Origin of the sequence: Candidatus Pelagibacter sp. HIMB1517 (genome assembly GCF_052047895.1) — a bacterium.
Lineage (GTDB): Bacteria > Pseudomonadota > Alphaproteobacteria > Pelagibacterales > Pelagibacteraceae > HIMB114.
This window is the reverse complement of record NZ_JBNAIW010000011.1, coordinates 1-21,586: the sequence shown is the minus strand read 5'-3', so window position 1 is coordinate 21,586 and position 21,586 is coordinate 1. Positions and strand designations below refer to the sequence as shown.

The window sequence follows — 21,586 nt, the reverse complement described above, 5'->3', positions numbered from 1 at the left end:
AACCTATTTATGTCAGTCAATAAAGCTCACAATTGGAAATCATCATACAATTCAATATTTGACCAAAAATTACAGGAAATAAAAAACGAAGGTCATTATAGATACTTCAATGAGATTGAGAGAAAAGCAGGTCAATATCCAAAAGCCCTACACCATAAAGATGGAAAAACTAAAGAAATTGATGTCTGGTGTTCAAATGATTATTTAAGTATGAGTCAAAACACCGAAGTGATGTCTGCAATGAAAAATGCAGTAGATCAATTAGGTGCTGGATCAGGTGGCACAAGAAATATATCTGGCACAACTCGATTTCATGTAGAATTAGAAGAAAAAATTGCAAAATTACACGGCAAAGAAAGAGCTCTTGCTTTTAACTCTGGTTATAGTGCAAATGACTCTGCTCTAACTTCCATCTTATCTGCAATTGATAACTGCTTGGTATTAAGTGATGAATTAAACCACGCCTCGTTAATTGAAGGTATTAGAGCAAGTAAAAGAGAAAAGGTAATTTATAAACACAATGATGTAGAACATTTAAAGGCTGTTCTGAAAGGGATTCCTTTTAACAGACCCAAAATGATCGTACTGGAGTCTGTATATTCAATGGAAGCAGACTTTGCCCCATTAAAAGAAATTGTTGAAGTTGCTCATGAGCATGGAGCTTTAATTTATTTAGATGAGGTACATGCGGTTGGGCTATACGGTGAGAATGCAGCAGGTATTGCGGAACAAGAAGGTGTAGCAAATCAAATAGATATTATTAACGGAACTTTAGCAAAAGCTTTTGGTCTAGCCGGAGGTTATATTGCTTCATCAAACTCTATTATTGATTTTGTAAGAAGCTTTTCTAAAGGATTTATTTTTACTACATCTATGTGTCCAGCAGTTGCAGCGGGAACATTAAAAAGTGTTGAAACTGTTCAAGATAATCCTGAAATTAGATCGAAATTTTTTGAGAATGTTAAATTAGTTAAATCTGAACTCGAAAAAGCTGGAATACCATTTTTAGACTCTGGATCTCATATTATCCCAGTAATTATTGGTGAAAGTAAACTTTGTAGAAAAATAAGTGATTATTTATTAGAAGAACATCAAGTTTATGTGCAACCAATTAATTTTCCAACAGTGCCAAAAGGAACTGAAAGAATAAGAATTACTCCTACTCCAAGTCACTCCAAAGAAGACATTAAAAAGTTTGTTAATGCAATAACACAAGCTTGGATAAAGTTCATGCCTAAACATGAACAGCTTGTTTCAACAAATCTTCAAGCAAAAAAATAACCCCGCATTACTTAAAACACGGGGTTAAGTTTAATTTTTTTTAGTTAACTGATGGTAAGTCAGCGTTCATTACTTTAGTCCACGCTTTAACAAAGTCTTTAACAAATTTTTCTTTGTTGTCATCTTGAGCGTATACTTCTGCATATGAGCGTAAAATGGAGTTCGAACCAAATACTAAATCAACTCTTGTTGCAGTAAACTTTTTGTCATTAGATTTTCTGTCAACGATATCATATGAGTTTTTTCCAGTTGGGACCCATTTAAATTTCATATCAGTTAGGTTTACAAAAAAGTCAGTTGTTAGGGCTCCAACTTTATCTGTAAATACTCCATGCTGAGAACTACCATGATTAGTTCCAAGAACTCTCATTCCACCTAATAGCACTGTCATTTCTTTTGCAGATAAATCCATTAATGATGATCTATCAAGCATTAACTCTTCAGGTGAAACTGCATAATCTTCTTTTACATAGTTTCTAAAAGCATCATGTATAGGTTCTAATACTGCAAAAGATGCCACGTCAGTTTGATCGTCTGTTGCATCGCCTCTTCCAGTTTTAAATGGTACTTTGATATCTACTCCCGCTTCTTTTGCTGCTTCTTCAACACCAACGTTTCCAGCTAAGACAATGATATCAGCGACGCTAGCACCAGTTTTTGATGCAATGCCTTCCAATACAGGTAATACTTTTGCAAGTTTAGCAGGTTCATTGCCTTCCCAGTCTTTTTGTGGAGCTAAACGAATTCTTGAGCCGTTTGCACCACCTCTAAGATCTGTTCTTCTATAAGTTCTTGCACTGTCCCACGCAGTAGTAACCATCTGACTTGTTGTTAAACCGCTTTCTTTAATCAATTTTTTTGCAGCCTCAACATCATAATCTGTTTTTCCTGGTTGTACTGGATCATGCCAAATTAAATCTTCTTTTGGAGCGTTTGGCCCAATGTAATTCACTCTTTTTCCCATATCTCTATGAGTCAATTTAAACCAAGCTCTAGCAAAAGTTTCTTCAAAGTATTTGTGATCTTTGTAGAATTTTTCTGAAATTTTTCTGTATTCAGGATCCATTTTCATAGCCATATCTGCATCAGTCATGATTGGATTATGTCTTTTAGAAGGATCTGCTAAATCTACAGGTTTATCTTCTTCTTTAATATTAATTGGTTCCCATTGGTTAGCACCTGCAGGGCTTTTCTTTAATTCCCACTCATATTCAAGAAGTAATTTAAAGTATGAATTATCCCATTTATCAGGGTTAGTAGTCCAAGCACCTTCGATACCACTAGTTACTTGTTCAACGCCTAATCCGCCACCATCTGCTCTATTCCAGCCTAAACCTTGCTGTTCGACTCCTGCAGCTTCAGGTTCAGCTCCTAACTTTGCTGCATCACCATTACCATGGGCTCTACCAACAGAGTGACCACCAGCAGTTAGAGCACAAGTTTCTTCGTCATTCATTGCCATTCTTGCAAATGTTTCTCTAACATCCATTGCTGTTCTTAAAGGATCTGGTTTTCCACCTACTCCTTCTGGATTTACATAAATTAATCCCATTTGAACTGCTGCTAAAGGATTTTCTAAAGATGATCTGTTAACTCCATCTTTGTCATATCTTTCTTCACCTAACCATTCTTTTTCAGAACCCCAGTAAATATCTTTTTCCGGATGCCAAATATCTTCACGTCCATAACTGAATCCATACATTTTAAGACCCATAGACTCATACGCAATGTTTCCTGCTAGGATCATGAGGTCAGCCCAACTAATTTTATTTCCGTACTTCTTTTTAATCGGCCATAATAATCTTCTAGCTTTATCTAGGTTTGTATTATCAGGCCAAGAATTAAGTGGAGCAAATCTATGGTTACCAGTTCCACTTCCACCTCTTCCATCAGAAATTCTATATGTTCCTGCAGAATGCCATGCCATTCTGATCATTAATCCACCGTAATGACCTAAATCTGCTGGCCACCATTCCTGGCTGTCTGTCATTAATGCATGTAAATCTTTTTCTAATGCTTTAAAATCTAGTTTCTTAACTTCTTGTTTATAATCATAACCTTCATCCATTGGATTAGTTTTCGTGTCATGCTGATGAAGAATGTCTAAGTTTAAACTATTTGGCCACCATGCCGTTGGAGTATCACCACTCTCTGTTAATGCACCATGTATAACTGGGCATTTTCCATTTCCATTTGATTTTTTATACTCTGTGCTCATTTTTTCTCCTTTTAATTAAAATAAATTCTTAAAAAATAATTAAAATTTATTTAATTATAATTAAGTAAATTTAAAGTTAAATTTTTATAAAACTTTAAGATCTTCAAGACCTTCAACTAACTCGTGCACACCCTCATAACCAAAGTATACAGACATAATTAGTAAAAATACTGCTGAAGCTCTAAAGAACATCCCGATTGGAATGATTTTTGTTAAACGACTTAAACCATAGTAAGACGCAACTAGCGCAGCCAATCCAATCACAGCACCAAACACTACTGCGTTAATACTTTGAACTCCCGTTGCAAATAAAGCTGCATAAAATAATACTACTTCAAAACCTTCTCTAACAATTGCTAAGAATACCGTAAAAGACAATAACCAAGTTTTTCCTGAATCTATTGCTTTATCTACTTTGCCCTCAACATGTTCTTTTGCATTATGACAAAATAATGCGCAATAAGCCAACATTCCTGAAGCAATCAACATAACGCAGCCTTCGAAAATTTCTTCATGAGCGCCTGTCATGCCGTGAATTTTTCTAAAGCCTACTGCTAATAATAAAGATACTAAAACTCCTACACCCATTCCCCAAAAGACAGCTGGTCTTTGGTGTCTAGCATTCATTTTATCCAAGAACATAAATACTAGCATTGCAATTAACATAGCTTCAAATCCCTCTCTTAGGATTATGAAGAATGAACTCATAAAAGGTGTGGCAAACTCAGTCATTTAATTTTTTTAATCTCTTTGTTTAAATTTTTTAAAGTAATAATGAGAATGATTCTCAATGTCAACACTGTTGAGAATTATTCTTAATTACAGGTCAACATGTAGCAGATTCGCCAAAAAAGTACAACTATAGGTAGTTTTTGTAAGATTTATCTCTTATTTTTTTTCTATCTTCTCTAAATTTTTTAAGGTTTTTTATAGATTTAGTATGAACTCTTTTCCTCCAAAGCCTAAAGGATGATGGTTTTAATGTAGATCTCATGATTTTAATCACCTCAGACTCTGTTTTGCCTGTTTCTCTTTTTATATCTTCAAAAGTTACCCTATCTGCCCATGCAGCCCAAATAATCCAGTCTTTAGATTTTTTATTTATTGGTTGAGGGTTAGATGTTTTTGTTACTGGTCTGGTAAAAGATTTTCTTGTTATCACTATTTATTTTCTTTAAGAAAATTTATCATTGTTTTTGGATCGCTCACATCAAATTTTCCATCTTCGTCTTTAAATAACTTTATTATATTCCCATCTTCAACATACATTGAGTACCTAAAGGAACGTGGCCCCATACCTGAAGCACTTCGATCTGAAATCATTTTCATATCGTTAGTAAAAACACCATTTCCATCAGGAATAAATTTAATCTTTTTTGCCCCAGAAATTTCCTTCCATTTTTCAATAACAAAAGGATCGTTCATACTTATGCAATAAATTTCATCAACACCTAAAGCTGTTATATTTTCATATTCTTCTTCATAAGCAGGAACATGGTAGTTAGAACAAGTTGGAGTAAATGCACCAGGTAAAGCAAAAGCTACAATTTTTTTTCCCGTAAAATATTCATAAATATCTTTTTCTATAAACTTGCCATCTTCTCTGATTACAATTCTTGAATTTGGTATTTTTTGTGTCATTTGTTATTATGTTTAATATTAAATTGTCTCATTGCAAATCTTTTTTTCTGATCAACTGTTAATTTATCATGGCATTTTGGACAAGTGATACCCTCAATATATTTTTTTGACTTTTTATCATTTAGGCTAATTGGAAGTCTGCATCCATGACACATAGAGTATGTTCCAGGTTTTGATCCATGTTTAACAGATACACGTTGATCAAAAACATAACACTCTCCATTCCAGTTTGATTTTTCTTCATCTGTATTATCTAAATAATTTAAAATACCACCTTCGAGCTGATATACATTCTCCATTCCAATTGTTTTCAAATGGTCTGCAGCCTTTTCACATCTAATTCCTCCTGTGCAAAATATTGCAAGCTTTTTATTATTTTTTCTAACAAAATCTTTTGAAAAATATTCTTTAAATTCTCTAAAACTATTTACCTGAGGATTAATTGCACCTTTAAAAGTACCAAGCTCATATTCGAATGGCTTGCGCACATCAACAAGCATTACATCATCTTTGATAATAAATTCATCCCATTCCCTAGGTGTTAAGTGTTTTCCATCTCTTACTTTTGTTTTTATTTCTATTGGGACAACTTCTTTTTTAATTTTAACCTTGGGTTTATTGAAAGGAATAAAATTTGATGATGAAGAATTTGTAATATCAAATTTATCAATTTTTAAAGTTATTTTGACGAAACTTTCAAAACTTGAAAAAAAACCTGATAAACCAGAAATTGTTCCATTAATTCCTTCGGGTGAGAGAATTATGGTTCCTTTTAAAGAACAATCAATTAAATTTTTTTTGAATTTAATTCTTAAATCCTCATTAACAAAAATAGGACAGAATTTGTAAAAACTAACTATATCGAATTTCTCTTTTTGCATAACATTATTCCATCGCCTATGGAAATTAATGAAATTTCAAAATAATTATCACGTTTAACATAACTGTTAAATGCTTTTATTTTTTCTACCTTTGGATCATTTGTTTCTTCTGACACCTTGCCTTTCCAAAGCATGTTATCAAATGCCATAACGCCTCCTTCACTCAAAAGATTTTTGCATTTTTCATAATATTCAGCATTATTTGTTTTATCGGCATCAACAAAAATAAAATCATATTTTTCGTTTAATTTATCTAACTCTTTCGACGCTAGACCAGTTATTAACTTAATTTTATGATCAACTCCTGCTTTTTTCCAAAATTTAAGTGCAATTTCATTGGTTTTTTCATCCTTGTCAATTGTGGTTACTCTACCTTCAGTGACTAGCGCCATCGATAGAGCGCTATAACCAAGATAAGTGCCTATTTCTAATATGTTTTTGTAACCACCAATATTAATTATTAATTTAAGGAACTCAGATTGCTCAGGTGATATTTGCAAATGAGCTGATTTGGAGTGTTCTTTATTATTATACTCTCTAAGTTCTTCTTCTATTTTTGTTTCGTTAACTCCATTTTCATAAATATATTTCTCAAGTTTTTCATTGAGTAGAAAATTTCCAGACATTTTTATTATTTTAATTTATTTTTTAAAATATCGTTGATCATCTGAGGGTTTCCTTTTCCCTTCATTTCCTTCATAACTTGACCAACAAAAAAACCAAAAAGTTTATCTTTGCCCGACTTGTATTGTTCTACTTTATCTTGATTTGTTTCTAAAACTTTATTAACGATGTTTTCAATTTCTTTTGGATCAGAAGTTTGTTTTAATCCTTTGTCCTCAACAATTTTTGATGGATCTCCATCGTTTTTAATCATTTCTTCAAAAACTGTTTTGGCAATTTTTCCAGAAATTGTTCCATCCTTAATTAAGTTAATCATCTTAGCTAAATTAACCGCGCTCACTGGACTTTCGGTAATATCTTTGCCCTCTTTATTTAAAGTTGCAAACAATTCACCCATTAACCACGTTGCGGCAAGTTTATAATCTGAATTTTTAGCTACCTCTTCATAATATGTCGAAACGGCTTGATCAGATATAATTACACTTGCTTCATAATTTGAAAGTTTAAACTCTGATATCAATCTTTGTTTTTTATGATCTGGTAATTCTGGTAAACTTTTTTTTAAGTCTTCGATATAAGAATCTTCCAATCTTAATGGTAATAAATCCGGATCCGGAAAATATCTGTAATCATGAGCGTCTTCTTTACTACGCATCGATCTAGTTTCTTGTTTTTTTGTATCAAAAAGTCTCGTTTCTTGATCAACTTCATTGCCCTCTTCAATTAATTCAATTTGTCTTCTGGCCTCATAGTCAATGGCTTGCTGCATAAATTTAATTGAGTTAACATTTTTAATTTCACAACGTGTTCCAAATTCTTTTGATCCTTTTTTTCTCACAGAAACATTTACATCAGCTCTCAATGAACCTTGTTCCATATTACCATCACAGGTATTTAAATATCTCATAATTGATCTTAATTTTTTTATGTATTCTCCAACTTCACCAGGTGATCTTAGGTCAGGTTTACTTACGATTTCCATTAATGCTATTCCAGATCGATTTAAATCTACTAAAGAATTTTTTGGATCTTGGTCGTGTATGCTTTTTCCCGCGTCCTGTTCAAGGTGCAATCTTTCAATTCCAATCTCTTTTGTACCGTAAGGCATGTCTAATATCACTTTTCCCTCACCTACTATTGGATGTTTAAATTGAGAAATTTGATACCCTTGCGGGAGATCTGCGTAAAAATAGTTTTTTCTATCAAATTTAGAAAAGGTATTTATCTTTGCATTTAAACCTAAACCTGTTTTTACAGCTTGTTCTACACAAAATTTATTTATAACAGGCAACATTCCAGGCATCGCAGCGTCGACCAAACTTACTTGAGAATTTGGCTCTGAACCAAATTTTGTAGCAGACGGAGAAAATAATTTAGCTTCTGACAAAACTTGTGCATGTACTTCTAAACCAATTACAACCTCATACTCACCTTTTTCACCTTTTAAATAATAATCAAATTCTTTTTCTGACATTACATCCACCAATCTTTGAAATTTGGTTTAAAATTAATCGACTGTTCAATTGCAAATGCATTATTTAAAACTGTTTGCTCATCAAAAGATTTACCAATCAATTGTAGGCCTAATGGAAGATTGTTTTGATCATATCCAGCAGGGATAGATATGGCTGGTAACCCTGCAAGATTTACAGGCACAGTAAGCACATCATTTAAATACATAGAAATTGGATCATCAACATTCTCACCAATCGCGAATGCTGCTGATGGTGTTGTAGGTGTTAGAATAGTATCTACACTTTTAAAGGCTTCATCAAAGTCATTTTTAATTAACCTTCTAACTTTTTGAGCTTTTAAATAATAGGCATCATAATAACCTGACGATAAAACATAAGTACCAATTAAAATTCTTCTTTTTACCTCATCACCAAATCCCAAAGATCTAGTGTTTTCATACATTTCTATTAAATCTTTACCTTCAGCTCTAAAACCATATCTTACCCCATCGTATCTTGCTAAATTAGAAGAAGCTTCTGCTGGGGCAATTATATAATAAGCTGGAAGAGCGTACTTTGTATGCGGAAGCGATATTTCTTTAATTTCACATCCTAAGGATTTTACTAGCTCAATTCCTTTATCCCAAAGATCTATTATTTCTTTTGACATACCGTCGATTTTATATTCTTTTGGTATTCCAATTTTTAAACCCTTAATATCTTTAGTTAATTTTTGACTAAAAGCTTCTTGTTCTATTTGTGCAGACGTTGAATCTTTTTTGTCATGTCCTGAAATAACTTCCATTAATAAAGAAGCATCTCTAACATCTTTTGTCATTGGTCCTGCTTGATCCAATGAAGAAGCAAAAGCAACTATTCCCCATCTCGAACATCTTCCATAAGTTGGTTTTAAACCAACAGTTCCAGTAAATGATGCTGGTTGTCTAATTGATCCACCCGTATCCGTCCCAACAGTAGCCGATGTAAGATGGGCTGCAACCGCAGACGCTGATCCTCCTGATGATCCACCAGGTACTAAATCCTTATCATTTCTGTATGGGTTTATTACATTTCCAAAATAACTAGTTTCGTTTGATGAGCCCATCGCATACTCATCACAATTTAATTTGCCCAAAAGATTAGCTCCCTCATCCCATAGTTTAGAAGTAACAGTTGACTCGTATTCAGGTTTAAATCCTTCAAGCATCTTACTAGAAGCTGTTGTTTGAATACCTTTAGTACAAAATAAATCTTTTACTGCAAATGGTGCGCCAAATAATTTTTTACTAGTATCTATTTTGTCTGACTGATTTTTTGCCTTATCTAAGGCTTGATCAAATGTTTCTTCGATAAAACAATTAAGTTTTTGTGATTTTTTAGCTCTATCGACGTATGACTTTGTTGCTTCCTCGCAAGAAATTTCTTTTGATTTTATTTTTTCTATTAAATCATAAAGTGTAAGTTGATAAATTTCAGTCATTACTCAATAACCTTTGGAACAACATAAAAATCATCATTTTCTTCTGGAGAATTAATAAGAATATCTTTCTTCTCATTCATTTTTTTTACTTCATCATCTCTTTTGGTTAATTCTTGTTCAACAGTCGAAGCAAGTGGTTCTATATTTTCAATTTTTACTTCATTAAGTTGGTCAACGAATTTTAAAATTGCATTTAAATCTTTAATCATATTTTCTTCAAACTTTTCGTTTGAGGCAATCCTGGAAAGTTTAGAAATTTTCTTTACTGTATCTTTGGTAATTGTCATTAGACTTTGATAAAATTTGCGGTAAAATAACACTTTAATGGAAACTATCAACCTTTGCGATAATAACGACTTTCTTATTAAAGTTGGAAAAAATTCTAGAATACTCGGAATAGACCCTGGAAAAAAAAACATAGGATTATCAGTTAGTGATCCTAATCAAAAAATAGCAACACCTTTTAAAATTATTGTAATGAAAAAATTTAAACAGTTTTTAGAAGAACTAAATAATATAATTAGAGAATACGAAATCAAAGGGATAGTAATTGGTAATCCAATTAATATGGACGGAACCCCAGGACCAAGATCGCAATCAGCTAGAGACTTTGCACAAAATATTTCAAAAAATACGAAATTACCTATAACTTTATGGGATGAGCGATTATCAAGTGAAGGTGCGTTTAATCTAATGAGTGATTTGGACATTAACTCTTCTAAAAAATCAAAAAATCTAGATCAACATGCGGCGGCTTTTATCCTTCAAGGTTATCTTGACTTTCTTAATAAATAGCTTGCCTAATTAATGAAATAAGCCTATAGGACTGGTTTTAATGGCTTTATTCAAAACTAAACAAGCTGTTAAATATGAAAAGAAGCACCTTCTAGGTATTCAAGATTTATCTATTCCTGAAATTGTTCATATACTAAACGAAAGCCAATCCTTTGTTGAGCTAAATAGAAAAGAAAACAAGAAATTAAGCTTATTAAAAGGAAAAACTCAGATTAATTTATTTTTTGAAAGTTCTACAAGAACTCTTTCATCTTTTGAGCTTGCGGGAAAAAGACTTGGTGCAGATGTCATGAACATGAACGTTTCAAACTCTGCAATTAAAAAAGGTGAAACACTTATAGATACAGCAATGACTTTAAATGCAATGCATCCAGATATTTTGGTCATAAGACACGGAGACTCTGGAGCGGCAAATTTATTATCAAGAAAAGTAAATTGTGCAGTAATTAATGCTGGTGATGGTTGGAGAGAGCACCCTACTCAAGCTCTTCTAGATGCAATGACAATCAAAATGAAAATTGGAAAAATTGAAGGATTGAAAATAGCAATTTGTGGAGACATTATGCACTCACGTGTTGCGAGGTCTAACATATATCTATTAACAATGATGGGTGCAGAAGTAAGGGTTATTGCTCCCAGTACTTTAATGCCAAAGGAAATTCATCAGTTCGGTGTTAAAGTTTATACCAACATGGAAGATGGGCTTAAAGATGTAGATATTATTATGATGTTAAGGATGCAGCTAGAACGAATGGATGGATCTTATATCCCATCTACAAGAGAATATTATGAATTTTTTGCCCTGGATTATAAAAAAATTAAGCACGCCAAAGAAGATGCATTGATTATGCATCCGGGTCCTATGAATAGAGGGATTGAAATTGATGCGTCATTAGCTGATGATATTAATAGAAGTATTATTGTTCAGCAAGTTGAAATGGGTGTTGCAGTTAGAATGGCGTGTCTAAAAATTCTTATGGAGAACCAAATATGAAATCAGCAATTATCAATGCAAGAATAATTGATACAAAGAATGATATAGATGAAGTTGGTGGAATATTAATAGATGAAAAAGGTTTTGTTGAGGCTATTGGAAAAGAAGTTACTAAAAATAATGTTGGTGATGTAAAAATTTACGACTGTGCAAATAAAATTGCAATACCCGGTGTAATTGATGGTAGAGTTTTTGCTGGGGAACCAGGTTTTGAGTATAAAGAAAATTATAGAACCTTAAGCCAAGCAGCTATTTCTGGTGGTGTAACCTCTGTTGTTACTATGCCAAATACTGACCCCGTTATTGATGATGTGTCTACATTTGATTTTATTAAAAGAAGAGCTCGAGATAAATCTTTAATTAAAATTCATTCTTTAGCTTCTCTAACAAAAAACTTAGATGGAAATGAAATTACCGAGTTTGGATTATTAAAACTTAGTGGGGCCGTAGGTTTTACTGACGGTATTAAGTGTGTTCAAAGCAACAATGTAATGGACAAGATTTTTAATTATGCGAAAAACCAAAATGCTTTAATTGTTCAAATGCCTCAGGATAACGAATTATCCAAAAATGGTGTAATTAATGAAGGGTTAATTGCAACTAAACTAGGTTTAAAAGGTATTCCCGATTACGCTGAGCATGTCGTAATTGAGAGAGATTTAAGATTACTTAGTCAGTACAAATCTAAATATCATATTGCTCTACTATCATCAGGAAAATCATTAGAAATTATAAATGAGTGGAAATCAAAAAATATAGATTTTACAACTGGTGTTTCTATTAATCATTTGTCACTTAATGAAAATGATATTGGTGAATTTAGAACTTTTTTAAAATTATCACCACCTTTAAGAACTGAGCAAGATAGACTTGATTTAATCAAAGGTGTTAAAAATGGAACAATTGATATTATTGTGTCTGACCACAAGCCAGAAGATGAAGAGTCTAAAAGACTAACTTTTCAAAAGTGTGCTACAGGCTCGTCTGGAATAGAAACATTTTTATCTCTAGCCTTGGAGCAGTATCATAACGGGAATCTCGAACTTAAAACTATAGTTAAAGCAATTACTGAAAATCCTGCAAAAATTTTTGGGATCAATGCCGGTTCATTAGAAAAGGGAATGCCCGCTGATATAGCGGTTATAGATCTTGAAAAACCTTGGGTAGTAAAAAGAGATCAAATGCAATCAAAATCAAAAAATACTGCAATTGAAGATAAAAAACTACAAGGCAAGGTTGAGAAGACTTTCCTCAATGGAAAGCTAGTCTTTGAACTATAATGAATATAACTTTAGTTATTTTATATTCGTATTTACTGGGCAGCATTCCCTTTGGATTAATTTATGCAAAAATTGCAGGATTAGGTGATGTTAGAAATATAGGATCAGGAAATATTGGTGCAACTAATGTTCTTAGAACGGGCAATAAGCAGGTTGCGGCATATACTTTGTTATCAGATATTGCAAAAGGCAGTATTGCAGTATTAATTACAAATAAATTTTTTAGTGAGTACAGTCTTTTATCTTTTTTAATTGTATACCTTGGTCATATTTTTCCTGTTTGGCTAAAGTTTAAAGGTGGAAAAGGTGTAGCAACTTTTATTGGTGGAATATTAATAACAAATTACATTTTAGGATTAGTTTTTTTAATTACATGGGGAGTGATTGCCAAAATTTTTAAAATATCTTCATTGTCAGCAATCATAGCTTTTATTGTTACTCTATTTGTAACATTTGTTTTTTATGATTTTAATTTATCTTTACTAATGTTTTTCTTTACAGTTTTTAGTATCTACACCCATAGAGATAACATCAAGAGAATTATTTCTGGCGACGAAAGTAAAATAAAAACTAAATAAAAGCACCATTTTATTGCTTTCAAACAACATTAAATTGACAATTATTAAAATATTTGAGACTAGATTTTGCTATGAATTTAGTAATTGTGGAAAGTCCTGCAAAAGCAAAGACGATTAACAAATATCTTGGTGAAGATTATATCGTGTTAGCAAGTTATGGTCATGTAAGAGATTTGCCTTCAAAAAATGGATCGGTTGATACTGAAAATAATTTTAATATGACTTGGGAAATTGATCCTGGTTCTAAAAAACCTTTAAAAGAAATTTATGATGCGGCTAAAGATGCTAAAAAAATTATCCTTGCAACTGACCCCGATCGAGAAGGTGAAGCAATAGCTTGGCATGTTAAAAATATTCTTGATGATAAAAAATTATTAAAAGACAAACAAGTTGAAAGAGTTGTATTTAATGAAATCACAAAAAAAGCAGTAAAAAATGGAATAGATAATCCTAGATCAATTAACACTGAGCTAGTTGACGCTTATATGGCAAGAAGAGCTTTGGATTACTTGGTTGGCTTTAATATATCGCCAATACTTTGGACAAAACTACCTGGATCTAAATCTGCAGGTAGAGTGCAATCTGTTGCCTTAAAATTAATTGTTCAAAGAGAGAATGAAATAGAACTTTTTAAACCAGAAGAATATTGGAGTATTCAATCTTTATTTAAAAATAAAGAAAATAAAGACTTAAATTCAAAAATTACCTTATTTAAATCAGAAAAAACAAATAAATTTTTCTTTAAAAATGAAGAACAAACTAAATCAGCAGTAGAAGAAATAAAAAAACACAATTTTAAAATCACTCAAATAGAAAAAAAACCATATAAAAGAAATCCATACGCACCCTTTACGACTTCAACAATGCAGCAAGAAGCTTCTAAAAAGTTAGGCTTTGGAGCTTCAAGAACAATGCAAGTGGCTCAAAGATTATATCAAGGATTTGAAATTGATGGAGAAACAGTTGGACTAATTACTTATATGAGAACTGATGGAATACAAATATCCAATGAAGCGCTACAGACTTGTAGAACTTTTATTGAAAATAAAATTGGAAAAGAATATTTGCCAGAACAAGCGAGGAACTACAGTGGGAAAAAAGCAAAAAATGCACAAGAGGCCCACGAAGCAATTAGACCAACTGACATTAACAGAGACCCAGCATCCTTAAAATCAATATTAGATAGAGATCAAATGAGGTTATACGAACTGATTTGGAATAGAACTGTATCATCTCAAATGCAATCTGCTGAGTTTGAGAGAACTTCAGTTGATATTTATAATAGTGACAAAACTATAGGATTTAGAGCAAATGGTTCCATTCAAAAATTTGATGGTTTTTTAAAACTTTATCAAGAAACAAAAGAAGAAGATGAAAAAAAAGACGATAATGATGATGAAAATATTTTACCCAATGTTAATGAAGGTGATGAGCTAATATTAGATAAAATTATAGATGAACAACATTTTACAAATCCTCCTCCAAGATATTCTGAGGCAAGTTTAGTTAAAAAACTTGAAGAGCTAGGAATTGGCAGACCATCAACCTATGCAAGTATTATTTCAGTTTTATCAACTAGAAATTATGTAGAATTAATTAATAAAAAATTTACCCCAACAGACCGAGGAAAATTAATAACAGCTTTTTTAGATAAATTATTTAATAGATATGTTGATTATAACTTTACCGCAAATTTAGAAGATAGCTTAGATGAAATAACATCTGGTAAAATCAAATGGATCGATGTCTTAAGTCAATTTTGGGAAAAATTTAATTCAAATATAAATGAAGTCAAAGAATTAAGAACAAGAACTATTCTTGATATGCTTAATGAAAGTTTAGCAGATATAATTTTTGATAAAGATGGAGAAGGAAAAGTTTTAAGAAAATGCCAGTGCGGTGGCGAGTTAAGCTTAAAAGTTGGGCGATTTGGTGCTTTTATTGGATGCTCTAATTATCCTGAATGTAAATTTACAAGACCTTTATCAAGAATAAAAGCTGCTCAAGAAGATTTTATGTCAGAGCCAAAGGAAATTGGAGAAACTGATGAAGGCAAAAAAATTATGCTTAAAAAAGGTAGATTTGGGCCATACCTTCAAGTTGGCAATGATGAAAAAGAAATGAAAAATTTTTCAATTCCAAAAGGAATATCGCCTAATGATGTTGATATTGAAAAAGCAAAATTTTTATCAGGATTACCAAAAGTTTTAGGAAAGTATCCCGAAAATAATGAGGATATTACTTTAAATAACGGAAGGTTTGGTCCTTACGTAAAGTGCGCCAACAAATCGGCTACCTTAGAATCTCCTGAAGATATTTTTTCAATTGGAATCAATAAAGCAATTACTTTAATTGCTGAAGCAAAGCCAGGAAGAAGGTCTTCAAACGAAATTAAAAACCTCGGTGAACATCCCGAAGATAAAAAACCAGTAAAAGTAATGAAAGGTCAATTTGGTCCGTATATTAAATACAAAACAATAAATGCAACCATACCTGATGATAAAGATCCAAATGATATTACCATGGAAGAGGCATTAGTTTATATTGATAAACGTTTAGAGTATGACGCTCAAAAAAAAGGTAAAACCCTCAAAAAAACAAAGAAGACTAAAAAGAAAAAATAATGTCTATTGAGGATAAGCTTAATAATCTAAATATCGAAATACCAAATCCACCTGACCCTGTTGGGAATTATTCAGCTTTTATAAAATCAAATAATTTAATTTTTATCTCTGGACAGTTACCTATACTTCCAGACGGAAGTATAATTAAGGGAAAAATTAGTAAAAATTTAACAATCGAAGAAGGTGAACAAGCAACTAGAATAGCCATTCTCAATGTTTTGGGACAATTAAAAAAAGCAACCAATGATTTAAATCTAGTAAAAAGGTGTGTTAAAATTACAGGCTACTATAATTGCTCTGCTGAATTTAAAGAACATGCAAAACTTTTAAATATTGCATCTGATTTAATAGTAAACATTTTTGGAGATAAAGGTAAACATGCAAGAGCTGTAATTGGTGCAAATACCCTACCCTTGGATGCAGCAGTTGAGTTAGAAACTATATTTGAAGTTTAATTTTTACCTAGAACTTTTTCTGGCTTTTCAGATTTTGAGAATTTTTTATAATTAAAAATAATTTTTTCATCTTTAACATCAACTTTAACATGTCCTCCATCTACTAATTTTCCATGTATAATTTCATCAGCTAAAGTTTTTTTAATATGCTCATCTATATACCTCGATATTGGTCGCGCGCCCATTGTTTGTGAATAGCCTTTTTCACATATTAAATCATTTGCAGTGTTAGACAGTTCAATCACAACATCTCTAGCATTTAATTGAGTCTCGAGCTCAAGAATGAACTTGCTGACAATTTGCTTAATTATAGATTTATCAAGTCTGTTAAAACTAATTATTGAGTCTAATCTATTTCTAAATTCAGGACTAAAAACTTTATTTATTGTCTGTTGATCGATTTCATTATTTTTTTTAGTTGAAAAACCAATTTGATCTTTTTCTAACTCTGCGGCACCAATGTTACTAGTTAAAATTAATATAACATTTCTAAAATCAACATTTTTTCCATTTTGATCTTTTAATTTTCCGTAATCCATAATTTGTAAAAGAATATTAAAAATATCAGGATGTGCCTTTTCAATTTCATCAATCAAAAGTACACAATATGGATTTTTTTCTATAGACTCTGAAAGTTGCCCGCCTTGATCAAAGCCAACATAACCAGGAGGTGAGCCTATTAATTTAGAAATGGTATGCTTCTCACTAAATTCAGACATATCAAATCTAACAAGTTCGACCCCTAAAGTTTTTGATAATTGTTTTGCCAATTCTGTTTTGCCAACACCTGTTGGACCATTAAATAAATAATTCCCTATAGTTTTTTCTGGATTTCTTAAGCCAGATCTAGATAGTTTAATTGATGAGCAAAGTGCGTCGACTGCATGATCCTGTCCATATATTAACCTTTTTAAATTTTTATCTAAATCTTTAAGATAATACCTATCGTTAGCAGTAATACTTTTTTCTGGTATTTTTGTTATTTTGGCAACAACTTGCTCCACATCACTCTCGTCTAAAATTTCTTTTCTGTCTTTGTTTTCTTTTAAATTTTCAAACGCGCCCAGTTCATCTAAAATATCAATTGATTTATCGGGAAGTCTTTTGTTTCCAATATATTTAGCTGATAAATCAACAGATGCTTTAATAGCATCATCACTGTATTTTACTTTGTGATATTCCTCGTATTTATCTCTTAAACCAAACATAATTTTATAAGCTTCATCAATAGTTGGTTCAGAAACATCAATTTTTTGAAATCTTCTTTGGAGAGCTCTATCTTTTTCAAAATTTGACCGATATTCTGTAAAAGTAGTTGAGCCAATACATTTAATTTTTCCAGATTGTAAAGCTGGCTTAAGCATATTTGCTGCATCCATTGAGTTACCAGTTGTTGTACCAGCTCCTACAAGCGTATGAATCTCGTCTATAAAAAGAATGTAATTATCATTTTTTTCAATTTCATTAATAATTGTTTTCAGACGCTCTTCAAAATCACCCCTATATCTCGTTCCAGCTAGTAATGATCCAAGATCAAGTGAAAATATCACAGAATCTTTTAATGGTTCTGGAACATTTTTATTAAAAATTCTTTTAGCTAAACCTTCAACAATTGCTGTTTTGCCAACACCAGGATCGCCAACTAATAGTGGGTTGTTCTTGGTTCTTCTGCATAAAATTTGAGCCATACGATTCACCTCATCATCTCTACCGATCAAAGTATCAATTTTATTGGCTGAAGCTTTTAGATTTAAATTTACGCAAAAATTATCTAGTGCAGTTCGTTCATTTGTCTTTTGTCCAATTTTTTGATCTGTTTCTAAATTTTCCGTATATGAAAAATTCTCTATTTTGGTAATTCCATGTGATATAAAATTAACGACATCGTATCTGGTAACTTCCTGCTCTTGTAAAAAATAAGTTGCGTGACTTTCTCTTTCAGCAAATAACGAAACTAAAATGTTTGCTCCTGTTACCTCAGATTTACCTGAAGATTGAACGTGTACTATCGATCTTTGAATAACTCTTTGAAAACCAGCGGTGGGTTGAGGATCTGAAATTTTTTCAGAGTTAACTATATTATCTAATTCATGATCAATATAATGTTCCAAATTTTCTCTTAATAAACCTATATCAACGCTGCAAGCTTTCATTACATTTTGAGCATCTTCTTCATCCATTAATGAAAACAAAAGATGCTCCAATGTTACATACTGATGATTTTTTTCAGTAGCTAAGGCAAATGCATTTGAAATTGATTTTTCTAAAGATTTTGTAAAAGTTGCCATTATTCTTTAACAATGCATTTCAAAGGTTGTTTATTTATTTTTGAAAAGTTATGAATCTTGTTTTGAATCGTAAGCGCAACATCTTTAGGGAAAACACCGCAAATTGCAGATCCTTCATTGTGAATTTTAAGCATTAAATAATTTGCTTCATGATTTGATTTATTTAAAAACATTACTAAAATCTTAACAACAAAATCCATTGTTGTAAAATCATCGTTTAGAAGAATTAATTTGAAAAATTTAGGTTTCTTGGTTTGTTCTTTAAATTCAAGTTGATTAAGTTTATCGAGCTTTTTTTTCATTCACAGGTCTACCGATTGAATAATAAATAATTTTTTTATTTGAAAAACTATCTGGCTGATATAAATTCCTCATGTCAAAAATTTTAATCTTTTTAGATTTAGCTTTTTTAAAATTTAACGATCTAAATTCATCCCACTCAGTGTGTATTACTATTAAGTCATTTTGATTTAAAATTTCATCAGAACTTTTTAAAAATTTTATTTTTTTTAATTCTTTTTTTTCACCAGTTGGATCATAATACGAAATCTTAACTCCTTTATTCAAAAGTTTAGGAAAAATTTTTAAACATTGAGTATCTCTCATGTCATCTGTATTTGCTTTAAAAGTAACACCTAAAAAACCAACTTTTTTTCCTTTGGGATTACCTAATATTTTTAATATTTGATCAGCAAGTTTTGATTTTCTTTTTTCATTACTTTTTATTACAGATTTAACAACTGACATATCCGTTTTAAATTTGTTTCCAATTTTAGTAAGAGCTTTAGTATCTTTTGGAAAACAAGAACCACCATAAGCAGGGCCAGCCCTTAAAAACCTAGGCCCTATCCTTGCGTCTGTTCCAATGCCAATGGCAATATCTTCAACATTAGAGCCAACCTGTTCACAAAGATTTGCTATTTCATTAATGAATGTAATCTTGGTAGCCAGGAATGCATTAGCTGCATATTTAATTAATTCTGAACTTCTTCTAGTTGTTGCTATAAATTTTGCACCTTTTTTAATAATTGGCTCATAAAGTTTTTCCAATATTGGTTTTGTTTTTGACAAATTATTTGATCCAATGACAACTCGATCAGCATATCTAAAGTCCCGAATAGCCTCACCTTCACGTAAAAACTCTGGATTGGAAACTACATCAAATTTTGAAGATGGATTATTTTTTTTAATAATTTTTTCAACTTCATCTCCAGTACAAACCGGGACGGTAGATTTTGTGATAATTATTTTATACTTATTTATATTTTTAGAAATAACATTTGCTACTGCATAAACATTTTTTAAATCTGCGGAGACTCCGTCTTTGGCTGTAGGTGTTCCCACTGCAATGAATATTATATCTGAGTCTTTAATTGCTCTAGCTATGTCAGTTGTAAAAGATAATCTTTTTGATTTATAATTTCTTATTACTAGCTCATCAAGACCAGGTTCAAAAATTGGAATAATTCCTTTTTTTAAATTATCTATTTTTTTTTGGTCATTATCTACACATGTTACCTTGTTACCAAAATCAGAGAAAAGCACACCAGAAACAAGGCCAACATAACCAGTACCTATAAAACAAATTTTCATTATTTATTTATTTCTTTAAATGAATTTATATACCCATTTATAGTTCCACAGTCTAAATATTTACCTTTAAATTTGCATCCATAAAAATTTTCATGAAAAAGCATTGCGTTCATTGCGTCTGTAATTTGAATTTCACCTAATTTACCACTTTTTTGTTTACCTAGGTAATTAAAAATAGATTTATTCAAAATATATCTTCCTATAATTGCAAACTGAGATGGTGAGTTTTTTACTGAAGGCTTTTCTACCATTTTATTAATTTTTAAATTTTTGAATTCATCAAACCCTACTATACCATATCGCTTAACATCCTTTTTAATCACTTTTCTTATTGCAATAACTGAAGAGTTTGTTTTTTTATTTATGGCAATAAGTTCTTTAGAAGAATTCTTACCATTTATAATGTCATCCGGAAGTAATAGTAAAAAATGCTTTGATTTAATTAATTTTTTTGCACACAAAACAGCATGGCCTAATCCTTTGGGCTTGTCCTGGTAAACAAATTTAATTTTAGAAGATATTTTATTTAAATTTTTTAAAGACTTTAAAAGTTCAGGTTTATTTTTAACTTTTTTTTCAAGAACAATATCTTTTTTAAAGTAATCTTTTATTGATTTTTTTTTTTTTGAAATCACTAAAATAATTTCATTGATACCTGCGTCAAAACATTCATCTAAAATATTTTCAAGAATTGATTTATTCCCTAACGGCCAAAGTTCTTTTGGAAAAGCTTTGGTCAAGGGCAGCATCCTTGTACCTAAGCCGGCAAGTGGTATAATTGCTTGTTTAATCATTATTAAAACTTTAAATGAAAATTATAAAAAAATCCAAAGAAATCAATTTACTTTTTAAGAATATCAAGAAATCTGGTTTTGTTCCTACAATGGGGTCTTTGCACAAAGGACATGAGTATTTAATAAAAAAATCTATCACAGAAAACAAGATAACAGTTGTGAGTATTTTTTTAAATCCAAAACAATTTAATAATAAGAATGATTTAAAAAAATATCCAAAAAAAATTAATGATGACATCCGTATTTGTAAAAAGCTTAAGGTAAACTACTTATTCATTCCATCTTTTAATGAAATTTACTCCTGGAAGTCAAAAAAAAGAAAATATCCAAAAATAAATAAAATTATGGAACACAAATATAGAAAAGGACATTTTAAAGGTGTTTTGAAAGTTATTGAAAAGCTTACTGATATTGTGCCTTCTTCAAAAATGTATTTAGGAGAGAAGGATTTTCAACAATTAAAAATTATAAAAGATTTTATATTTCTAAATAAAATCAAAACTAAAATAATTAACTGCAAAACTATAAGAGATAGTAATGGATTAGCTTTATCATCTAGAAATCAATTACTTAATAAAGCAAATAAAAAAAAGGCTACATTAATTA

The 21,586-nt window shown here is 31.1% G+C and carries 21 protein-coding genes; 8 read left to right on the top strand and 13 right to left on the bottom strand.

Annotated features, from left to right (window positions below; genetic code table 11):
• Window positions 1-9 precede the first annotated feature (9 nt).
• Window positions 10-1,281, top strand: coding sequence for a 5-aminolevulinate synthase (gene hemA / locus ACTTAT_RS05820; RefSeq protein WP_440680094.1), 1,272 nt, complete (start codon window positions 10-12; stop codon window positions 1,279-1,281).
• A 40-nt stretch (window positions 1,282-1,321) separates the two neighbouring features.
• On the opposite strand, the gene katG is transcribed toward hemA, so the two are convergent.
• From katG to gatC, 9 genes are all read right to left on the bottom strand, one after another.
• Window positions 1,322-3,499, bottom strand: coding sequence for a catalase/peroxidase HPI (katG, locus tag ACTTAT_RS05815; RefSeq protein WP_440680093.1), 2,178 nt, complete (start codon window positions 3,497-3,499; stop codon window positions 1,322-1,324).
• An 84-nt stretch (window positions 3,500-3,583) separates the two neighbouring features.
• Window positions 3,584-4,231, bottom strand: a complete 648-nt coding sequence (locus ACTTAT_RS05810) for an FTR1 family iron permease (RefSeq protein WP_440680092.1) — start codon at window positions 4,229-4,231, stop codon at window positions 3,584-3,586.
• A 127-nt stretch (window positions 4,232-4,358) separates the two neighbouring features.
• Window positions 4,359-4,661, bottom strand: a complete 303-nt coding sequence (locus ACTTAT_RS05805; protein ID WP_440680091.1) for a TIGR03643 family protein — start codon at window positions 4,659-4,661, stop codon at window positions 4,359-4,361.
• Window positions 4,661-5,140 (bottom strand): redoxin family protein, encoded by a 480-nt coding sequence (locus ACTTAT_RS05800; protein WP_440680090.1) that lies wholly within the window; start codon window positions 5,138-5,140, stop codon window positions 4,661-4,663. The genes ACTTAT_RS05805 and ACTTAT_RS05800 overlap by 1 nt, the downstream gene beginning before the upstream one ends.
• Window positions 5,137-6,021: an oxygen-dependent tRNA uridine(34) hydroxylase TrhO gene (gene trhO / locus ACTTAT_RS05795; RefSeq protein ID WP_440680089.1), complete on the bottom strand. Its 885-nt coding sequence runs from the start codon at window positions 6,019-6,021 to the stop codon at window positions 5,137-5,139. Before trhO ends, ACTTAT_RS05800 begins: the two co-directional genes overlap by 4 nt.
• Window positions 5,997-6,647 carry an O-methyltransferase gene (locus ACTTAT_RS05790; protein WP_440680088.1) on the bottom strand — a complete coding sequence of 217 codons (651 nt, stop codon included), beginning with the start codon at window positions 6,645-6,647 and terminating at the stop codon, window positions 5,997-5,999. The genes trhO and ACTTAT_RS05790 overlap by 25 nt, the downstream gene beginning before the upstream one ends.
• Window positions 6,648-6,652: 5 nt before the next feature.
• On the bottom strand, window positions 6,653-8,119 hold the full coding sequence (gatB, locus tag ACTTAT_RS05785; protein ID WP_440680087.1) for an Asp-tRNA(Asn)/Glu-tRNA(Gln) amidotransferase subunit GatB: 1,467 nt from the start codon (window positions 8,117-8,119) through the stop codon (window positions 6,653-6,655).
• A complete protein-coding gene (gene gatA, locus ACTTAT_RS05780; protein WP_440680086.1) occupies window positions 8,119-9,579 on the bottom strand; it encodes an Asp-tRNA(Asn)/Glu-tRNA(Gln) amidotransferase subunit GatA in 1,461 nt (486 codons plus the stop codon). Before gatA ends, gatB begins: the two co-directional genes overlap by 1 nt.
• Complete coding sequence (gene gatC, locus ACTTAT_RS05775) at window positions 9,579-9,866, bottom strand: Asp-tRNA(Asn)/Glu-tRNA(Gln) amidotransferase subunit GatC (protein ID WP_440680085.1); 288 nt, start codon at window positions 9,864-9,866, stop codon at window positions 9,579-9,581. The genes gatA and gatC overlap by 1 nt, the downstream gene beginning before the upstream one ends.
• Window positions 9,867-9,903: 37 nt before the next feature.
• Between gatC and ruvX the strand changes: the two genes are divergently transcribed.
• From ruvX to ACTTAT_RS05745, 6 genes are all read left to right on the top strand, one after another.
• On the top strand, window positions 9,904-10,374 hold the full coding sequence (gene ruvX / locus ACTTAT_RS05770; protein WP_440680084.1) for a Holliday junction resolvase RuvX: 471 nt from the start codon (window positions 9,904-9,906) through the stop codon (window positions 10,372-10,374).
• Window positions 10,375-10,414: 40 nt separating this feature from the next.
• Window positions 10,415-11,368, top strand: coding sequence for an aspartate carbamoyltransferase catalytic subunit (locus ACTTAT_RS05765; protein ID WP_009360143.1), 954 nt, complete (start codon window positions 10,415-10,417; stop codon window positions 11,366-11,368).
• Entirely contained in the window at window positions 11,365-12,648 is a 1,284-nt protein-coding gene (pyrC, locus tag ACTTAT_RS05760) for a dihydroorotase (protein WP_440680083.1), read from the top strand. Before ACTTAT_RS05765 ends, pyrC begins: the two co-directional genes overlap by 4 nt.
• Entirely contained in the window at window positions 12,648-13,226 is a 579-nt protein-coding gene (gene plsY / locus ACTTAT_RS05755) for a glycerol-3-phosphate 1-O-acyltransferase PlsY (protein WP_440680082.1), read from the top strand. The genes pyrC and plsY overlap by 1 nt, the downstream gene beginning before the upstream one ends.
• A gap of 71 nt (window positions 13,227-13,297) precedes the next feature.
• On the top strand, window positions 13,298-15,850 hold the full coding sequence (topA, locus tag ACTTAT_RS05750) for a type I DNA topoisomerase (RefSeq protein WP_440680081.1): 2,553 nt from the start codon (window positions 13,298-13,300) through the stop codon (window positions 15,848-15,850).
• Complete coding sequence (locus ACTTAT_RS05745; RefSeq protein WP_440680080.1) at window positions 15,850-16,305, top strand: RidA family protein; 456 nt, start codon at window positions 15,850-15,852, stop codon at window positions 16,303-16,305. The genes topA and ACTTAT_RS05745 overlap by 1 nt, the downstream gene beginning before the upstream one ends.
• Here the strand turns inward: ACTTAT_RS05745 and clpA are convergent.
• The 4 genes from clpA to ACTTAT_RS05725 are packed head-to-tail and all read right to left on the bottom strand — an operon-like array spanning window position 16,302 to window position 20,980.
• A complete protein-coding gene (gene clpA, locus ACTTAT_RS05740) occupies window positions 16,302-18,593 on the bottom strand; it encodes an ATP-dependent Clp protease ATP-binding subunit ClpA (RefSeq protein ID WP_440680079.1) in 2,292 nt (763 codons plus the stop codon). The two genes, ACTTAT_RS05745 and clpA, sit on opposite strands and share 4 nt — an antisense overlap.
• A complete protein-coding gene (locus tag ACTTAT_RS05735; RefSeq protein ID WP_440680078.1) occupies window positions 18,593-18,895 on the bottom strand; it encodes an ATP-dependent Clp protease adaptor ClpS in 303 nt (100 codons plus the stop codon). The genes clpA and ACTTAT_RS05735 overlap by 1 nt, the downstream gene beginning before the upstream one ends.
• Complete coding sequence (locus ACTTAT_RS05730) at window positions 18,876-20,186, bottom strand: UDP-glucose dehydrogenase family protein (protein ID WP_440680077.1); 1,311 nt, start codon at window positions 20,184-20,186, stop codon at window positions 18,876-18,878. Before ACTTAT_RS05730 ends, ACTTAT_RS05735 begins: the two co-directional genes overlap by 20 nt.
• Entirely contained in the window at window positions 20,186-20,980 is a 795-nt protein-coding gene (locus tag ACTTAT_RS05725) for a sugar phosphate nucleotidyltransferase (RefSeq protein WP_440680076.1), read from the bottom strand. Before ACTTAT_RS05725 ends, ACTTAT_RS05730 begins: the two co-directional genes overlap by 1 nt.
• Before the next feature lie 14 nt (window positions 20,981-20,994).
• Here ACTTAT_RS05725 and ACTTAT_RS05720 point away from each other — a divergent pair.
• Window positions 20,995-21,586: pantoate--beta-alanine ligase (locus tag ACTTAT_RS05720; protein WP_440680075.1), on the top strand; the 592-nt coding region annotated here is incomplete at its 3' end.

Bases quoted from the DNA above. Each gene is read 5' to 3' on its own strand.
- topA (WP_440680081.1), top strand. From the start codon at position 13,298: ATGAATTTAGTAATTGTGGAAAGTCCTGCAAAAGCAAAGACGATTAAC.
- ACTTAT_RS05800 (WP_440680090.1), bottom strand. From the start codon at position 5,140: ATGACACAAAAAATACCAAATTCAAGAATTGTAATCAGAGAAGATGGC.
- ACTTAT_RS05735 (WP_440680078.1), bottom strand. From the start codon at position 18,895: ATGAAAAAAAAGCTCGATAAACTTAATCAACTTGAATTTAAAGAACAA.
- gatB (WP_440680087.1), bottom strand. From the start codon at position 8,119: ATGTCAGAAAAAGAATTTGATTATTATTTAAAAGGTGAAAAAGGTGAG.
- ACTTAT_RS05730 (WP_440680077.1), bottom strand. From the start codon at position 20,186: ATGAAAATTTGTTTTATAGGTACTGGTTATGTTGGCCTTGTTTCTGGT.
- hemA (WP_440680094.1), top strand. From the start codon at position 10: ATGTCAGTCAATAAAGCTCACAATTGGAAATCATCATACAATTCAATA.
- ruvX (WP_440680084.1), top strand. From the start codon at position 9,904: ATGGAAACTATCAACCTTTGCGATAATAACGACTTTCTTATTAAAGTT.
- clpA (WP_440680079.1), bottom strand. From the start codon at position 18,593: ATGGCAACTTTTACAAAATCTTTAGAAAAATCAATTTCAAATGCATTT.
- gatA (WP_440680086.1), bottom strand. From the start codon at position 9,579: ATGACTGAAATTTATCAACTTACACTTTATGATTTAATAGAAAAAATA.
- ACTTAT_RS05790 (WP_440680088.1), bottom strand. From the start codon at position 6,647: ATGTCTGGAAATTTTCTACTCAATGAAAAACTTGAGAAATATATTTAT.
- ACTTAT_RS05745 (WP_440680080.1), top strand. From the start codon at position 15,850: ATGTCTATTGAGGATAAGCTTAATAATCTAAATATCGAAATACCAAAT.
- plsY (WP_440680082.1), top strand. From the start codon at position 12,648: ATGAATATAACTTTAGTTATTTTATATTCGTATTTACTGGGCAGCATT.
- ACTTAT_RS05765 (WP_009360143.1), top strand. From the start codon at position 10,415: ATGGCTTTATTCAAAACTAAACAAGCTGTTAAATATGAAAAGAAGCAC.
- katG (WP_440680093.1), bottom strand. From the start codon at position 3,499: ATGAGCACAGAGTATAAAAAATCAAATGGAAATGGAAAATGCCCAGTT.
- pyrC (WP_440680083.1), top strand. From the start codon at position 11,365: ATGAAATCAGCAATTATCAATGCAAGAATAATTGATACAAAGAATGAT.
- ACTTAT_RS05725 (WP_440680076.1), bottom strand. From the start codon at position 20,980: ATGATTAAACAAGCAATTATACCACTTGCCGGCTTAGGTACAAGGATG.
- gatC (WP_440680085.1), bottom strand. From the start codon at position 9,866: ATGACAATTACCAAAGATACAGTAAAGAAAATTTCTAAACTTTCCAGG.
- trhO (WP_440680089.1), bottom strand. From the start codon at position 6,021: ATGCAAAAAGAGAAATTCGATATAGTTAGTTTTTACAAATTCTGTCCT.
- ACTTAT_RS05810 (WP_440680092.1), bottom strand. From the start codon at position 4,231: ATGACTGAGTTTGCCACACCTTTTATGAGTTCATTCTTCATAATCCTA.